Origin of the sequence: Brytella acorum, assembly GCF_029309905.1 — a bacterium.
GTDB classification, from domain to species: Bacteria; Pseudomonadota; Alphaproteobacteria; order Acetobacterales; family Acetobacteraceae; genus Brytella; species Brytella acorum.
Genome location: NZ_JARBJP010000008.1, coordinates 13,991 through 30,145 on the forward strand (window position 1 = coordinate 13,991; position 16,155 = coordinate 30,145).

Below are 16,155 nucleotides of genomic sequence, written 5' to 3' on the forward strand. Positions count from 1 at the left end.
GCATCATGGGAGTTCGCGGTCATCTGAAATCGTTTCCGTGGCAGCCCTGGGCTTTGCTGGCTCCTGCGCTCATCACGTTGGCCGCACTGATTGTCGTGCCGCTCGGCCAGACGATCCATCTGGCTTTCAGCCACGATCCTCATGGTTTCGTGCCGGCGCGGGCCGGGATGACATTCGAGAATTTCCGCATTTTGCTGGGGGACGCGGCGTGGTGGCATGCGGTGCGCACGACCAGCCTGTTCGCGCTGGGAGCGGTGCTGGCCGAAACCGTTCTGGGTATCGCCCTGGCGGTGGTGCTTCAGGGGTTCGGGAGTCGGCTGCGCGGCGTCATGCTCGCGATCCTTCTGCTCCCATGGGCAGTACCCGCCGTGGTGGCCGCGCGGCTGTGGAGCTGGATGCTCAACGACCAGTATGGCGTCCTCAACGCCGCTCTCGTCCATGCGGGCCTGATCACGCATGGCATCGCGTGGACGGCCAGTCCGGCGGGGATGGTTCTCCTCATGGTGATGATCGACATCTGGCAGGCCACGCCTTTCATGACGCTCCTCACCCTGGCCGGACTCCAGTCCCTGCCCCTGGAGGCCATGGAAGCGGCCCGGCTGGACGGCGCGACATCGTGGCAATGTTTCCGTCACATCACCCTGCCGCTTTTATGGCCGACGCTCGCCGTCGCGGCGCTGTTCCGATTGCTGGACGCCCTGAGGATGTTCGATCTTTCGAGCGTTCTTTATGGCTCCGATATCGATGGCATGAGCCTCTCCGTCTTTGTGCAGATGCAGATCGTGCAATTCGGCGCACCCGGTTATGGCGCCGCCTCGGCGCTGGCGACACTGGCGGTCATAGGCCTGATTGTCGCCCTGTTCTGGCGATGCGTCTCCTGGCCGCGAGGAGAAAAGGCATGATCGCGTCTTCTCGCTGGCCCTGCGGCTGGTCGTGGCGCTGGGTCGCCATGTCGGGCGCATTGCTTCAAACGCTCTTTCCGCTTTACTGGGCGTTGGTGACGTCTTTCCGGCATGGTCCCGCGCTTTTCTCGACAGTCCCCGTCGCCCGCCCGGATTTCGGGAATTATCGGGTCATCCTTTCCGATCCGACATGGTGGCGATATGCCGTCAACTCGCTGATTTCCGCGAGCGCCGTGGGCGTCATCTCGCTGGTGCTGGCCATTCCGGCGGCTTACGCCCTGGGGCGCATGTCGTTCCGGGGGCGCGGCACGGTACTCGCCTTGCTGGTCGGCAGTTCGATGCTCCCGCAGATCGCGATCCTGTCGGGACTGTTTACGGTGATTTCACGACTCGGCCTCTATAACCGGCTGGGAAGCCTGATCTTCGCCGACCTGTTCTTCGCTCTTCCTTTCGCCATCTGGCTGCTGGCGGGTTTCTTTCGTGATCTGCCGCGCGATCTCGATGAAGCGGCGGCCCTGGATGGATGCGGGCTCCTGCGTCGCCTCGTGACGATCCATCTGCCGCTGGTCTGGCCGGGGATCGTGGCGGCGGGTCTGCTGATTTTCATGAATTGCTGGAACGAATTCCTGTTTGCTCTGACTTTCACCCTGAGCGATTCGGCGCGTACCCTGCCCGTGAGTGTCGGCTTGATCTCCGCGCCCAGCCGCTTTGAACTGCCTTTCGGAATGATCATGTCTGCTTCCCTGCTCGCAACACTGCCTCCCGTCCTCCTCGTGCTGATGTTCCAGCACCGCATGACGGCTGGCCTCACGGCCGGAGCCGTGAAGTGAGCGATCACGACGCGCCCGACGGCGCCGGACAGGCCTATTCGCGCATCTACAACCGGCGGCTCGTCTTTGAACTGCTGCACGAGAACGGACCGCTCAGTCGCGTCGATATCGCGCAGCGCATCGGACTCAAGCCGCAGACCATTTCCGGTATCACGCGTGAACTTCTCGATCAGGGGCTGATCCGCGAGGTCGGACGTTCGACAGGCTTGCGGGGACAGCCGCAAACCTATCTGGCCCCCAATCCCGAAGCGGGCTACGCCATCGGGATGCATGTCGATCAGGGCCGGATTTCAGCGGTTCTCGGCGATCTTCTCCTCAATGTCGTGGCACGGGCCGACTGGTCGGGCGATACGAGGGACCCGGCTGCGACGATGGGTGTCATGGCGGATCTGGCGGGGCGTCTCATGCTGGGGAGCGGGATTGAAAGCGAGCCGGTCTGGGGGCTAGGGCTCGTTCTGCCGACGCTGAACGCCGAGATGTACGAAGTCGAAATGCGCATGCCGGGCTGGGAGAGGTGGCGCGACTTCGACCCCGCCGCGGATCTCGCCCGGAGGCTCGGACTTCCGGTCCTGATCGAAAACGATGCGACCGCGGCGGCTGTCGGGGAGCTCCTTCACCAGTCCAGCGGCTCGTTACGCAATTTCGTTCTGGTCTATATCGGTTATGGCACGGGTGCGGGCATTGTCGTCGATGGCATGCCGATGAAGGGCGTGCGCGGCAACGCGGGCGAATTCGGCTTGTTGCCCACGCCCGGAGGAGAGGGGGTGATCGATGATCAGCTTTCCCTGCATGCCGTGGCGCAACTGCTGGACTGCCCGGTGGCGGACCTGACGCCCGAAGCGCTGGCTGAACTGCATCGTCGTCGTGACAGCCGGTTAATGCAATGGATGGAAAGTGCGGCGCAAACATTGCGTTACCTTGTCTCTATCATCGAGACGGCGTTCGATCCGGAAACGGTGCTGCTGGGCGGGGCGCTCCCGCAGTCCATGCTCTCGGCACTGGTCGAGCGCACTTATCCCCTGCGACCCTCGCTAAGCGCCGTTCGCGCGCGCGAACTGGCCCGCTTCTCCGTGACCAGTCTCCTGACGGACGGGCCTGTCATCGGGGGAATGAGCCTGCCGGTTTTCGTAAATACACGGTCGGATTTCCGGCATCTTTATATCCGCCATGTCGCTGGCGACGAGAGGCCGTTCGATCATCGGTAAGGAAATTTCCCGAGCTGTGATGTCCTTTCCCGGACGCGCTGCATTCGCGGGATAAAGTTCTAACCCTGCGCTCGACGCCCGCATTGATCCCTGATCCCGCTCAATCGGCGAGATCGGGCTTTCACAGGCCGATGTTACGCGGCAGTGCATGCGAAGCGCTCGCTTCCGCGTCCTGCGGACAGTGTTTCAAACCCGATCCGCACGCCACACGCCGCCGTTGCGCGACGTCCCATGACCGTACCGATCGTGCTGCCTTGTACGGCAACACAGCTTTGTGAAAAACAAATCGACTATCACTCCAAGATATCACTTCCATAACATACTGGTGTTATGTATGTGCATTGCATAACGCGTCGGTATGATCTTTCAGGTGGAGATCACGCCGTTATGTGAGCCTTGAGTAAGCAAGACGAGGAAGGACTCATTTTCGATGGGATCTCCGATCGATGCAGGCACGATGGCAGGTGCGGTGGCGACGCGGCAGCAGGAACTGCTCGCTTACGTGATCGGTCGCGGCAACGCTCAGATCGAGGAGCTTGCCGAACGTTTCGCCATCAGTCGGATGACGATCCATCGCGATATTCAGGCACTCGCCGCCAAAGGCCTGCTGCGCAAAGTGCATGGCGGTGTTTCGACTTTATCCAGCGGAACAGTCGAAACGAGTGTTCTTCACCGCACCCATCGCGCCACCAGCGAAAAAAAAGCCATCGCCCGTCTGGCTTCGCAGGGGATCGAAGCGGGACAGATCGTGGTTCTGGATGATTCCACCACCGCAGCCCTTCTGGCGGATCATGTGATGCGGAAAGGGCCGTTGACCGTCATTACCAACAGTCTCGGAATCGGGACACGTCTGTCCTCGGCTTCGGATGTCAATCTGATTTCTCTTGGCGGTCGCTATCACCCGACCTTTGACGCGTTTTTCGGAAATCTCTGCGAACTGTCGATCTCGGCCCTGCGTGCGAACACTTTGTTTATGTCCGTTTCCGCCGTTCATGGCGTGACGGCGTTTCATCAGGAACACGATGTCATCAAGGCCAAGCTTGCGATGATGGAAATCGTCGAGCGTCGCGTCCTGATGGTCGACAGCATGAAATTCGACGTCTGTGCGCTCAACCGGCTCGCGCCCCTGGCTGCATTCGACGAAATCATCACGGATGCCGGTATTTCTCCCTCCATCAAAGCGCGCTTTGAGGATGCCGGCCTCAATCTCACGATCGCCTCGTCACCGGCGGCCCAGCCCTCATCCGGCATGGCTGTGCGCGCCGCTGCGGAATAAGCGACAATTCGAAAGGAAGCATGACATGCGTATCGCAATCGGTGGTGACAGTGCTGGCGAAGGGCTGGCGAAAATCCTTGTCGAACACTTCAGCAAAAAAGACGGATGGACAGTCGTCGATATGTCGCGCCCGCGTGACGGTTCCGTCGAACTCTATGCGGATCTGAGTGAGCGCGTGGCGCTGGCGATCATCGATGGCGAGTTCGATCGTGGCATCCTGTGCTGCGGAACGGGCATCGGCGTCTGCATGTCCGCCAATAAAATTCCGGGCATTCGCGCCGCGCAGACGCACGACACCTATTCCGCCGAGCGCGCGGCACTCTCGAACGACGCGCATATCATCACGATGGGTGGGCGGGTCATCGGCCCCGAACTGGCGAAATGCATTGCCGAGGCGTGGTTTTCCAAAACATTCGACCCGGCCAGTTCTTCGGCGAAAAATGTCGCGGGCGTTGATGCGCTCGGACAAAAATATGCATCCGCAAAACATGAGAAAATCAAGACGTCCTGCTGATGCACGCGGCTGTTTTCAGAATTTCGTCTGGAAAATAAAATGATGAAAAAGTCTCTTTTCCTCTCCACCCTCCTTGTTGCGACCACGGCTTTCGCACCATGCATCGCCCGTGCCGCCGATGATGGGGGTGCATTACGTTTCGTGCTGGTGCCGAAAGTCGTCCATCCCTGGTTCGACAAGGTGAATAACGGCGCGCAGGCTGCCGCCCAGATGCTCAGCAAGGCCACAGGTCGCGCGATTACGGTGGAATATCGCGCGCCTCAGACTGCGGACGTTTCGGCACAGAACGATATCATCGAGCGTGCGGTCGCCACTCATCCCAACGGTATTCTGCTCGATCCTCTGGATGAAAAAGGGAATCGCTCCACGATGGAGGAGGCTGTGGGCGAAGGCGTGGGACTCACGGTTTTCGACTCTCCGCCGCCCAAGGACATGGATGTGACAGGGGTGGGCGCCGATTTCTGCGAGCAGGGCACGATCGCCGCCGAACGGCTGGTGCAGTTGATCGGCAAGAAAGGCGAGGTCGCCATCATGATGGGCGTGCCGACGGCGCCCAACCACGCGATGCGCGCGGAATGCGAGAAAAAGGTTTTCGCGAAATATCCCGACATCAAGGTCGTGGCGACCGGCATTGATAATGACAGTATCGAGACGGCGCAGAAACAGGCCTCCGCCATCATTCAGGCTCATCCCAACCTCTCAGGCTGGGTCGCGTGTGATGCGGCCGGTCCCGTCGGTGTCGGACAGGCGATCCGCGAAAGTGGTCAGACCGGCAAGATCAAGGAAGTCGGGCTCGATAACCTCAACGACATGATCCAGCTCATCAAGGATGGCGTGGCGGAATCCTCTGCGTCGAGCCGTCCGGAAATGCAGGGTTACTGGGCTGTCGTGGCCGCGTGGCAGAAGGCTGCCGGCCAGAAGACGCCGAAATATATCGATACCGGTATCGATGTGCTGACCAAGCAGTCGCTCTGAGCGTCGCTTTGGAGATGTTGTGATGCCTGTTCTGAAAGTGGAAGCGGTCCGCAAGGAATATCCCGGCGTCGTCGCGCTCGATCACGTGGATCTCACCCTCGAACCCGGCAAGGTGCATATCCTTGCCGGGGAAAACGGGGCGGGAAAATCGACGCTGATCAAGACGATCACGGGCCTTGTGACGCCGGATGAGGGTCGAATTTTCATCGAGGGCGAGGATGCGCTAGCGCATCGGGCGCTGTTCGAGAAAATCGCCTATGTGCCGCAGGAACTGAACCTGTTCGCTCCGATGACGGTGGCGGAAAACATGTTCATGCCCTTCAGTCGGTCGGGCTTCGGGCATGTCACGGTCTCGCGTCGGGCCATGGAACGGGCCGCTCAGGGTTTCATGGAGCGTTTCGGGATGCATGCGCGCCCCGATCAGCGCGTCAGCCAGATCAGTGTTCCGGACCAGCAACTCCTGCAAATCGCGCGCGCTGCCTGCCGTAATGATTTTTCCGTCCTGATTCTGGACGAGCCGACATCGTCCCTGACCGCGAACGAAACGGCTCATCTGTTCCGGATCATTCGGACACTGCGTGATGAAGGTGTCGCGATCGTCTTTGTCTCCCATAAAATGGATGAGATTTTCGACCTTGGCGATACCGTCACGGTTCTGCGCAACGGGCGCAGCGTGGGGACGCATCCGATGTCGGAGATGACGGAGGAATCGCTCATTCATCTCATGTCGGGGAGCAATATCGCGCTTGATCAGCGTTTCCAGCCGCATTCCGTGCCGGGCGAGGTCATTCTCTCCGTCGAGCACATGTCCGGCCCCGGCGTGGTCGATGCGTCCTTCGAGTTGAGACGCGGCGAGATCCTGGGATTTGCGGGTCTCGTCGGAGCCGGTCGTTCGGAACTGATGCAGACGATGTTCGGCTATCACCGGGCGACGGCGGGCCGGTGCGTGGTTGACGGTGTCGAAATTCCGCCGGGCCGGCCAGACCGTTCTGTGGCGCGGGGCATGGTCTACCTCTCGGAAGAGCGCAAGCATCACGGTATTTTTCCGCTTCTCAGCGTGCGTGAAAATATCAGCGTGTCCCTGCTCGATCAGCTCGCACGGGGCGGCATTATTTCCGGCAAACGCGAAAGAAGCCGCGTCGATGATCTGATTGCGTCTTTCGATGTCCGTACGCCGTCTCCCGAGAAAAAAATCCGTTTCCTGTCCGGCGGCAACCAGCAGAAGGCGATTATCGGCCGGGCCATGGCCCGCCGACCCCGTATCCTGATTTTCGACAAGCCGACAAAAGGCATCGATATCGGCACCAAATTCCAGATCTACCGGATCATGCAGCAACTGGCCGAGGAAGGCGTGGGGATCATCCTCGTCTCTTCCGAAATGACGGAGCTACAGCGCTGCGCGACCCGGATTATCACGATGTACGAACGTCGGATCAACGGTTCGTTCGATCAGGCCACCACCGACGTCAACACGCTTGTCGGCGCGATCATAGGCGCCCGGGAGACCCGTCATGTCGCTTGACACCACCATACAGGCAAAGCCACCCGTCCCGCCGCGGGCGTCAAATTTTCGCGTCCTGGTCGGACGTTTCGCCGGGAATCCGCTGGGGGGCGTCGTGGCGGCGCTGGCGATCATTTTTGTCGTGGCGTGTTTCCTGTCGCCCTATTTTCTCACGCGCTTCAATATGACGATCATCGCGCGTTCGCTGGCGTTCACGGGATTGGTGACCATTGGGCAATCCCTGCTCATGATCATGGGCGAACTGGATCTGTCGGTGGGGGCCATCGGCGGTCTGGCGGGGATCGCCAGCGGTATCATGATGGTCCAGTACGGCCTCAATCCATGGCTTTCTCTGGTGCTGTGCCTGATGCTCGGGGCCGGCTGTGGTCTGCTCAACGGAACGCTGGTCACGCGTCTGCGTCTGCACTCCCTGGTTCTGACGATCGGCATGGCGGGCGTTTATGGCGGCGCCATACTCGTCGTCACGAAGGGCGTCGCGATCACCGGCATACCGCATGAGATCGCTTTTCTGGGCAGTGGTAAGCTCGCGGGCGTTCCAGTGCCGTTTGTGGTGCTGCTCGTCTGTCTGGCCATCGTCGTGTTCGTGATGCAGCGCACGCCTCTGGGCCGCTACGTCTACGCCATCGGCAGCAACCCCGAAGCCGCGCGCATGCTGGGCCTGCGTGTGGCGGCGATCCGCACGGCCGCTTTTGCGACCGCCGGATTTCTCTCCGCGCTGGCGGGCATTCTCATGGTCGCGCGGCTTGGAAGCGCTCAGCCTTCCATCGGCGATACCTGGGTTCTGTCCCCCATCGCCGCGGCCGTCATCGGCGGCGTGGCCACGACGGGTGGCATCGGCAGTCCCCTTGGAGCCGTTCTTGGAGCGGTGATCATCGGGATCATCGAGAACATCATCGTTCTCTTCGGAATTTCGCCTTACTGGCAGTCGATCGTCAGCGGCGGGATCGTCGTTCTGGCCATTTCCTTCGACGCCCTGACCCGGCGTTATCTCAACCGTGGCGCGTGAAAAATCCGCCCGGCATTTCAAAATTATCTGCGTTCCAGAAAGATAAGGATTTCCGACCATGACACGGATTTGCGGTATCGCCTCCGATTTCGCGGCCTCGGCGCTTCACGGTTTCTGCCTTGCCCATCATGAGATCGTTCGGCCCGTCCGGGGCGGTGTCGTTCGCGCCCGGCCCGGAAATGAGGGCAAGGTCGCCGTCGTTGTCGGTGGCGGGTCCGGGCATTATCCGGCCTTCGTCGGCTATGTCGGTGCGGGTTTCGCGGATGCCTCCGTTGCTGGCGATATCTTCGCCTCGCCCTCGACACAGGCGATCATCAACGTCGCCCGTGAGGCGGATCGCGGCGGCGGTGTCATTCTGGGGTATGGCAATTACGCGGGCGACGTTCTGAATTTCGGCATCGCGGCGCAAAGGCTGCGCGACGAAGGCATCGAGGCGCGCGTGCTCGCGACGACGGACGATGTGGCCAGCGCCGATGATGCCAATCGGGCGACGCGACGCGGCATCGCCGGGGATCTGACGATCTTCAAGATCGCCGGAGCGGCGGCGGAGGCTGGTCTTGCTCTCGACGAGGTCGATCGTGTGGGTCATCACGCCAATGACTGGACGCGGACATTTGGTGTCGCGTTCGACGGCTGCACGATCCCCGGCGAGAAAGAAAAGCTCTTTACCGTGCCGAAAGGACGGATGGCCTTGGGGCTTGGCCTTCACGGCGAGCCAGGGATCGACGAGAAAGACATTCCCGTCGCCGGAGAACTCGCATCCCTTCTGTTCGAGCGCGTCATCAACGAAGCGCCGAAAAATGCGCCGCGTCGGGTGGCTGTCCTGCTCAACGGGCTGGGGAGTACGAAACAGGAAGAACTTTTCGTCCTCTGGGAGGCTCTGGGTCGGCTTTTCGCAAAGGCGGGCCTGGCCGTGGTCGCGCCGCTGGTCGGCGAATATGCGACGAGCCTCGAGATGGCGGGTTGTTCGCTGACCGTGACGTGGCTGGATGATGAACTTGAAGGATACTGGCGCGCCGCCGTGCATACCCCGGCTCTCAGTCATGAAGTGATTGAGGGTGATGCCCTGCTGGAACTGCCCCGTGTCGAGGAACCGGAGATTGTCGTTACTCCCGCGCCGACGGCTGAGGGACGTGAGGGCGGCGCATGCGTCGCAGCGGCGTTGACGAAGCTGGCCGAGGCGCTCGGCGAGGCGGAAGTCGAACTCGGACGCATCGACGCCCAGGCTGGTGACGGAGATCACGGGCAGGGCATGGCGCGTGGATCCGCGGCCGCGGAACATGCGGCCCGGCGTGCGACCGGGAAGGGCGCGGGATCGCGTTCCGTTCTGGCGGCGGCGGCGGATGCCTGGGCTGACCGGGCGGGGGGAACATCCGGGGCGCTCTGGGGCGAAGGCCTGCGGGCTTTCAGCGATGCTCTGGATGACAGCGAGCGACCCACGGCGGCACAGCTTGCCGACGGTGCGGCCCGCGCCATGCATCGCATCGTGGAACTCGGCAAAGCCAAGCCCGGTGACAAGACCTTGATCGATGCGCTCGCGCCTTTCGTGGAAACGTTCAAGGCGCGTCTGGATGCGGGCGAGGCTGGCTCTGCGGCATGGCTGGCCGGTGCGACGGCAGCTCATGAAGCCGCAGAAGCGACGCGAGATCTCGTGCCGCGCCTTGGCCGCGCCAAGACCCACAAGGAGCGCAGCAAGGGTCATCCTGATGCCGGCGCCCTTTCGCTCGCGCTCGCGACGCGCGTGGTTGGAGAGCATTTGGCCTCGGTCGAACATTGAGGTCGGTTTTGCGGTATTTTTCCTTTCTGGAACGTCTTTGCGGGCGCATCCATGACTGACGGGGTTAGAAGCATGATATCCACGCCGTTCTGGGTTGGCACGAGCTGGAAAATGAACAAGACGCTGCCGGAAGCCCTTGCGTTTTGCGAGGGTCTGCGCACGGCGCAAGACGTGGATGGAATTCAGAGATTCATCATTCCGCCGTTCACGGCAGCGCGTGAGGTCAAGACCGCTCTGGCCGATACCTCGGTCAGGGTGGGCGCCCAGAATATGCACTGGGCGGATGCGGGTGCGTGGACGGGCGAAATTTCGGCGCCGATGCTGGTGGATTGCGGGCTCGATCTCGTTGAGCTGGGTCACTCGGAACGGCGCGAATATTTCGGCGAGACGGATGAAACCGTCGGGCTGAAGGTCGCTGCCGCACTCCGGCATGGTCTCATTCCTTTGATCTGCATCGGTGAAACCCTGCGAGACAAGGAGAGCGGGCGAGCGGATGAGGTTCTCGAACGCGAAGTGCGGGGCGCTTTGGCCCATGTGAAGCATGGGGAAGCCGCGACCATCCTGTTCGCTTACGAACCTGTCTGGGCGATCGGAGAGAACGGGATTCCCGCCAGCGCCGATTATGCCGATGAACGGCATGCCCGTATCATCGACGTCACTGCGGATTGTGTGGGGCGCCCGCTGCCCTGTCTGTATGGCGGCTCGGTCAATCCGGGAAATTGCGCGGAACTGGCGGCGTCCCCCCATATCGACGGTCTGTTCATCGGCCGCTCCGCATGGAACGTGTCGGGATATCTCGATATTCTCGAACGTGTGGGGGCCGTGAAGGGGCGTTAGGCCGTCCGCGTGGTTGGGGCTTCTTCACCTCTGGATCGGATGTCCCCTGGCGAGGGAGCGGCGCATCTGGCCTCGCCGCTCTCGAAAGACCGCCATGGTGTTGCCGCTCTCATGGCGGCCTTCCTTCCTCACAGAGACACGTCAGAGAGTCACGTCGACTTTCAGGTAATAAAATCCCCCGTTCATGCCAAGCTGAGACGTGCTCATGTAATATTGCGGTACACCCAGATAGCGGTTGGCGTCTGGCGCGCGCGAGGGACGGGCATCGAACAGGTTGTTGGCGCCGAGCGTGAAGGCAAGTTGCGGCAGCACCCGGTAGGTCATGTCCAGATTGGTGATGAAACGCGGCATGTTGCGGAAGGCCGTGAAGGCATAGGCGTCCGGCACCGTATTGTTGGTCGTTCCGCCATAGTTGGTCAGTTGGGATGTTGTCTGTCCCCAGCGGATTTCATGAACGCCGATCGCCCATTTGCCATTGCTGGAAGTGAAGCGGCCGCCCCAGACCATCTTGCTGCGTGGATAGGCCGTCGTGATGTAGGCGATGCTTTGCGCAGTGAGCAACGCGCCCCCGCTTGCATCCATACCTTCATGACTCAGGCGCGTGCGGTTGAGGTTGATGGACGCGTCCCAGTCGATCCGACCGACAGGTCCAAGGGATGTCGGGTAGGTCGCGGTCAGATCCAGGCCCTGTGTACGCGTGCTCGCGACGTTGGCGAACCAGTGCGTGGAGAGTGCATTGCCCCATCCGGCCGCTTCGGCGGGTAGCGTGAAGCCGTTCAGTTGGAGCGTCTGGAGGGCTGCGGTGCCATAGACGTTCCCTCCCGGCAGGATCTGATCGCGCAGATTGATCTGATACACGTCCGCCGTGAGGTGCAGTTTCCGGACCGGCTCGATCACGATGCCGCCCGACGCGTTGGTCGATCGTTCCGGCTTGAGGGCTGCCGCGCCATTGGCGAGAGCGCCCGGCGAATTCGCGCCGATAATGCCGCGTGCCGCTGTCGGCGACACCGCGACCGCGCTGTAATATTCCTGGGCCAGCGTCGGTGCATGAAAGCCGTTGGAAATGGTGGCGCGGAGGCCGAGCCAGGGGAGCGGATCATAACGAAGAGCGGCTTTGCCGGTCTCGGTGTTCCCGACATCGGTGTAGTGTTCGTAGCGGCCAGCGAGATCGAGCTGCACGTTTTTTGTCAGATGGGTCGCAACGTCGATATATCCGCCGATCACGTCCCGGTTGAAATGCCCCGCATTGGCGGGAACGGTTCCCGCAAACGCGTCCGATCCGCTTCCGTAATAGGAGTCCGGAGATCCGGTGCCGATGGCATAGCCCTCATACCGATAGGAAGCGCCTCCGGCGACATTGATGGCGTGAGGCCAGCCGTCAATGTGGAAGGCTTTGCTGATGTCGAACGTGTTGCTCCACTGCTCGTCGCTATATCCCTGGGCATTGAAATTCGTGGGCGTGAGACCCGTGGCTTTTGAAAGCGTCAGGTTGGCGGAATTGGTGAGGCCGATCTGGTTGTAATCACGCCCATAGACCGAGGAGAGATCCCAGTGCCAGTTGTCGATCTCTCCGCGTAGCCCGGCGGTGACCTCCCAGTCGTTTTCTTCCATGGTCATGATGGGCGAATATCCATCGGGATAAATCGCGGCATAGGCTGGATAACTCGCAAGCGAGCCTGGCGTACGATAATTCTGGAAGGCTTCGCCATGACGGTGGGCGTATGTCGCGACCGCGTAGGCTTCGAGATTGTCCAGAATATGATAGCCTGCCTTGACGGCGACGGTTTCGCGGGTCTGTTCAGGCTGGCCGAGGAGTTTGTTGATCTTCGTTCCCGTCCGCAGATCCGGTGCGCTGCGAAACGTGTGATCCTCGTGTACGAAATCGCCGCTGACATGGATATAGCCACGGTCCGTCAGTTTCGCGCCGCTATCGAGGTAGATGCCCTGCTCGAAACCGTCCTTCGCGGCGGTGATGCCGCTGAGAGACTGTGCGTGAAATCCATGGCTCTGTTTCTTCAGAATGATATTCACCACGCCCGCGACGGCATCGGAGCCATACTGGGCCGACGCGCCGTCACGCAGGACTTCCACATGATCGATGGCGGCCATCGGGATCATGTCGATATCGACGGGCGTGCTGCCCTGCTGCGGTCCGGGGTCCGCATAGATATTGGCGGTGGTATGGCGACGCTTGCCGTCCACGAGAACGAGAGTCTCGTTCGGGCTCAGGCCACGAAGGCTGAAGGCCGAGGTCAGGGCGCCGGCGTCGAAGCCTCCCGTCGGCATGGTCAGCGAGGGCAGGAGCTGGGTCAAAGCCTCGCGTAAGGACGGCATGCCCGTCTGGGCAAGCTGCCGGGCAGTCACGATGTCGATCGGCGAGATGCTGTCGCGCGCTTTTTTGCCGATTTCGCGGGTGCCGGTCACGATGACGGTTTCCGTACCTTCGCCCATGCGTGCGGATGGCGTGACGCCATGTTCCACGCCCGGGGTCAGCGTGGCTTGTCGTCGGGCGGAAGACGTCGATGCCGCTGGTTTGGGGCCTGACTTGACATTGGGTTTCGCGACGCTGGAGCGCGAGGCCATTGGTAGGGGTCTGGCGGCTGCGGGCTTGTGCGAAGTTGTGTCGGAAGCGCTTTGTGCGAGGCTCGTGTGGCTCCACAGACATAAAGCGGATGAGGTTCCCAGCAGAACGAGACGGGAGCGAATGGTGGGAAAATGGAACGGACGCACGATGATTTCCTCAAGCCGACAGGGTTATATCACGGCAGCTCGATGATAATTAATATATTTTCATGGTTTAATCACTATAAAATAAAGTGGCTATGAAATAGCATCTTGTCCTATTGTAAAAATGCAACACATCCTGCCGTATCGGTCTGCGCCTTTGACCTCGTTCACACGTCAGACGACCGCAGATCAGGAGAGTAAGCCCACTCTTGCCAAAGCAGGAACGTGATGCGTTGCTAATGGTTGCGATTTCGATTCAGTGCAGGAGTATCTATGGAACATACAATAAAGCGCAGAACGATCCTGAGCGGCGTCGGAGCCGCGGCTTTCTCGCTTGGCGCAAGGCGGGCTTTGGCTGCTCCGGCGGATAGTGAAAAAATTCCCGGCTTTACTCCCGAGGTTTTCGGGAGGTTGGCCACGCCACGTCCTTTGCCGACGGCTTTCATTCAGGATGAGCAGGGCCGGGATATTCCGCTGTCGCACTGGCTGGGAGCCCCGTTCATCCTGCATTTCTGGGCGACGTGGTGCCCGCCCTGCATCGCGGAACTGCCAGGCGTCGATGCCGTGGCGCGTGCGTTCGGCGCTTCGTCGCCCGTGATCGTGCCGGTCGCCGTGCGCGGCAGTACGGCCGTCAAGGTTCGCGGTTTCTATGGGAAGCACGGAATCACGTCGCTGCCGGTTTATGTCGATCCCGTCTCGGCCCTTCTGATCGAGACGGCCGATCAGGACGCCCTGACGCAGGCCAGCAAACAGTCGGACCCTGACTGGAGCAAGCACCCCGTCAGTCGCCAGGGCATTCCCCGGACGATCGTCGTCGATGCGTCCGGCCGGATCGTCGCCGAAAATCTGGGTGAGATGCGTTGGGACCCGGACTCGGTCAGGCGCACGGTGGCGCAACTGACGCGTTCGTAAATCAGGACTCTCCGACTCTCACGATACGCCGGAGCAGGGACTATCGAGCGCGTTCTTTGCTGGGCACGGTGATTATGACAGGTTCGCCGATTGCACAAAGACCTGCACGACTTTTTCAAGTTCGTCGTCCGAAACTTCGCCGTATCCGTGAGAGACAAGTCGATCGAGTTCAGGCATCGGGGGAGCCGCTGACGGGCGCAGGGGGTATTCGCCTGGAATGTAGACGTTTCGTTCTTTGACGCGGCTTACGTAGGATGCCGTATCTGGAAATTCCGGTGGCAGGAACCAGCTCAGGCGCGGTGCATGACCTGCGCCCAGAACGGCAATCTCTCCAAGATTCTCTTTCATCGCACTCAGCAGATAATCGCGGCGCCGCATCATGATGGTGCGATTGCGTTTAAGAAGATTGTCCAGATCTCCGGCATCGATGAACCGCGCCAGCGCTTCCTGTTCCAGCCACGGCAAGCCGTTATCCATGATGAGCTTGGCGTCGATAACGGCTGGTAGAAGCGCCCAGGGCACGATGAGATAGCCGAGCATCACGCCTCCTCCCAGCGCCGGTGCGAAAAGCCCCGCATGCAGAACGTTCTTGCCGCCAGATAATGTCAGCAGAGACGGTGTCGCCTTTCCCTCCAACGCCAGAAGATCGAACATCGATTCCTCGAAGACATGCGTTTTCGTCTGACCGGCCAGAGCGATAAGCTGACGCCGTCGCGGCAGGGAGAGCGATACGTTCGTCGGGACGTGACAGCCCGGATTGACGCAGACCAGGCTGACATCCTCGAGATCGAGGCCCGCCATTCTGATGCCTTTGCCGTCTACGGGCGCGTTGACGATCGTTACGCCAAGCGTTTCGTAGAGGCGTCGCTTGCCCATGTAGCACGGATCTTCCAGAGCAACCTTCATGCCGGGAGACAGCAGCGCACGCGACACCAGTGAGTGGGCTTGCTGAAGCCCCGTAATGACGATGACCTGTTGCGCGTCAATCGACAATCCGTGTCTGGCTGTCACCCAGCGGGCGATGGCCTCACGTAGAAAGGGAAGTCCCGCATTGGGCTGAAACTGGCCGCCACGCTTCCAATTGTCGCGTATCAGAAGTCTCTGAACGGTGCGTCGCCACTCCATGGACCGGTAGAGTGGTACATCGCTTCCAAAGCCGAGGTTGAGCGGAGATGCTGAAGGCTTTAACGGCGGAAAACCGTCATTATCGCCTACAAAAGCCCGGTCGAGAAAACGAGGCGTATTCATCACCCGTGTCGTTTCTCCGAGTTCGCTGGCGCTGCTCGCGTTCGGACTGCGTGTGCCGACATGAGGTGGGGTACGGTGAACATAGGTGCCACGTGACGGACGTGTCTCCAGATAACCCTCGGCCTCAAGCCTTTCCAGCGCCAACACGACCGTATTGCGTGAAACTCCCCACCGATTCGCGCAATCGCGCACTCCGGAAAGGGCTTCCCCGGACCGCAATGTCCCATTGGATATCGCCTCGATCATCTGCCGGACGATCTGCTTTTGCAGGCTTTCATCTGATTGCCGATCAAGGGCAGGGAGAAACATCACCAAGGAAGAGCTCCATAAACACACTTAACAACTATATAAAATCGTTTTTACCGTACCCATAAAAATCATACGCACCGATCCTAACGGTGTTTAATGGAATGCGTATAGTGCG

Annotated in this window: 13 protein-coding genes; 11 read left to right on the forward strand and 2 right to left on the reverse strand. The window is 60.6% G+C overall.

Annotated features, from left to right (window positions below; translation table 11 throughout):
* Positions 1-5 precede the first annotated feature (5 nt).
* The 10 genes from PWM43_RS12060 (at position 6) to PWM43_RS12105 (ending at position 10,844) form a co-directional block, all read left to right on the forward strand.
* Complete coding sequence (locus PWM43_RS12060; protein WP_289842773.1) at positions 6-902, forward strand: carbohydrate ABC transporter permease; 897 nt, start codon at positions 6-8, stop codon at positions 900-902.
* Positions 899-1,732 carry a carbohydrate ABC transporter permease gene (locus PWM43_RS12065; RefSeq protein WP_289842774.1) on the forward strand — a complete coding sequence of 278 codons (834 nt, stop codon included), beginning with the start codon at positions 899-901 and terminating at the stop codon, positions 1,730-1,732. The genes PWM43_RS12060 and PWM43_RS12065 overlap by 4 nt, the downstream gene beginning before the upstream one ends.
* Positions 1,729-2,937, forward strand: a complete 1,209-nt coding sequence (locus PWM43_RS12070) for an ROK family transcriptional regulator (RefSeq protein WP_289842775.1) — start codon at positions 1,729-1,731, stop codon at positions 2,935-2,937. The genes PWM43_RS12065 and PWM43_RS12070 overlap by 4 nt, the downstream gene beginning before the upstream one ends.
* Positions 2,938-3,367: 430 nt before the next feature.
* Positions 3,368-4,213: a DeoR/GlpR family DNA-binding transcription regulator gene (locus tag PWM43_RS12075; protein WP_289842776.1), complete on the forward strand. Its 846-nt coding sequence runs from the start codon at positions 3,368-3,370 to the stop codon at positions 4,211-4,213.
* Between the two features lie 25 nt (positions 4,214-4,238).
* Complete coding sequence (gene derI / locus PWM43_RS12080) at positions 4,239-4,727, forward strand: D-erythrulose-4-phosphate isomerase (protein ID WP_289842777.1); 489 nt, start codon at positions 4,239-4,241, stop codon at positions 4,725-4,727.
* 39 nt (positions 4,728-4,766) lie between these two features.
* The gene (locus PWM43_RS12085; RefSeq protein WP_289842778.1) at positions 4,767-5,702 is read left to right on the forward strand and encodes a substrate-binding domain-containing protein; all 936 of its coding nucleotides are present in this window, start codon (positions 4,767-4,769) and stop codon (positions 5,700-5,702) included.
* A gap of 22 nt (positions 5,703-5,724) precedes the next feature.
* Positions 5,725-7,224: a sugar ABC transporter ATP-binding protein gene (locus PWM43_RS12090; RefSeq protein WP_289842779.1), complete on the forward strand. Its 1,500-nt coding sequence runs from the start codon at positions 5,725-5,727 to the stop codon at positions 7,222-7,224.
* Positions 7,214-8,230: an ABC transporter permease gene (locus tag PWM43_RS12095; RefSeq protein ID WP_289842780.1), complete on the forward strand. Its 1,017-nt coding sequence runs from the start codon at positions 7,214-7,216 to the stop codon at positions 8,228-8,230. Before PWM43_RS12090 ends, PWM43_RS12095 begins: the two co-directional genes overlap by 11 nt.
* A 58-nt stretch (positions 8,231-8,288) precedes the next feature.
* Positions 8,289-10,007: a dihydroxyacetone kinase family protein gene (locus PWM43_RS12100; RefSeq protein WP_289842781.1), complete on the forward strand. Its 1,719-nt coding sequence runs from the start codon at positions 8,289-8,291 to the stop codon at positions 10,005-10,007.
* A gap of 72 nt (positions 10,008-10,079) precedes the next feature.
* Entirely contained in the window at positions 10,080-10,844 is a 765-nt protein-coding gene (locus PWM43_RS12105; RefSeq protein WP_289842782.1) for a triose-phosphate isomerase, read from the forward strand.
* Between the two features lie 141 nt (positions 10,845-10,985).
* On the opposite strand, the gene PWM43_RS12110 is transcribed toward PWM43_RS12105, so the two are convergent.
* Positions 10,986-13,427, reverse strand: a complete 2,442-nt coding sequence (locus PWM43_RS12110) for a TonB-dependent receptor plug domain-containing protein (protein WP_289842858.1) — start codon at positions 13,425-13,427, stop codon at positions 10,986-10,988.
* Positions 13,428-13,844: 417 nt separating this feature from the next.
* On the opposite strand from PWM43_RS12110, the gene PWM43_RS12115 reads away from it, so the two are divergent.
* Positions 13,845-14,483 carry a TlpA disulfide reductase family protein gene (locus PWM43_RS12115; RefSeq protein ID WP_289842783.1) on the forward strand — a complete coding sequence of 213 codons (639 nt, stop codon included), beginning with the start codon at positions 13,845-13,847 and terminating at the stop codon, positions 14,481-14,483.
* 72 nt (positions 14,484-14,555) lie between these two features.
* Here the strand turns inward: PWM43_RS12115 and PWM43_RS12120 are convergent, their stop codons facing one another.
* Positions 14,556-16,040: an aminotransferase-like domain-containing protein gene (locus PWM43_RS12120; RefSeq protein WP_289842784.1), complete on the reverse strand. Its 1,485-nt coding sequence runs from the start codon at positions 16,038-16,040 to the stop codon at positions 14,556-14,558.
* Positions 16,041-16,155 lie beyond the last annotated feature (115 nt).